1 protein-coding gene is annotated in these 702 nt (G+C 76.1%); it reads left to right on the top strand.

Translation table 11 applies throughout. The features are described from left to right. Positions 1-702 (top strand): hypothetical protein (locus ACFQ4H_RS34850; RefSeq protein WP_377579554.1); only part of this gene is annotated, 702 nt, incomplete at both ends.

The raw sequence follows: 702 nt of genomic DNA, 5'->3' as shown, positions 1-702 counted from the left end.
GGGGCAACCGCCCCGGGCGCAGCCCCTGGCCGACCTGCTGCGGCTCGCCGCCGCTCCGCTCGGCCTCGCCGACGACCCGGCACACACGCTGCGCCTGCCCGGCGGCCTCATCGTCGACCTGGCCGACACCGGCACCGGTGCGGACCGGAAGCTGCGGGTACGGATCGGCACCGACGTCCCCGTCACCCTGTGGGACGCCGACGGACAGCCGGCGACTCTCGACGTCGGGCTGCGGTTGGACGTGGACGGAGCCCGGCAGGTACGCCCGGCCGGGGACCTCACCCTCCATGTGCCACTGCCCGGCGACTGGGACGGCGTGGACCTGCACCTCGGTGCCGACCCGGCCGGCCTGGCCCTGTCGGTGACGCCGACCGCGCTGGGCGCAACGGTCACCCTGCTGCCCACCGTGTCCGGGATGGACGAACTGGTCAGCGCCGCTGCGCAGCGGCTGCTGCCGGAGGTGCTCGACCAACTCGTGGCCGGCGTAGGTGCGCGTACCCCCCGCCCGGCCGTCCTCGACGATGTGCTCACCGCCCTCTCGGCCCTCGGTGTGTACGACCTGGGTGCCGCACCGAACGGCTTCGCCGCGAAGGCCGGTGAGCTGGCCGACCTCGCCGCGGACCTCGCCGCCGGCGACCTTGCCGGCGTCGGCCGGAACGCCGGCCCGGCGCTGGTCACGCTACTGCGCCGGCTCCTCGGCCC

The organism is Micromonospora sonneratiae (assembly GCF_042679305.1).
Taxonomy (GTDB): Bacteria; Actinomycetota; Actinomycetes; order Mycobacteriales; family Micromonosporaceae; genus Micromonospora_H; species Micromonospora_H sonneratiae.
The sequence above is the reverse complement of the archived record's forward strand: the minus strand, read 5'-3'. Positions and strand labels throughout refer to the sequence as shown.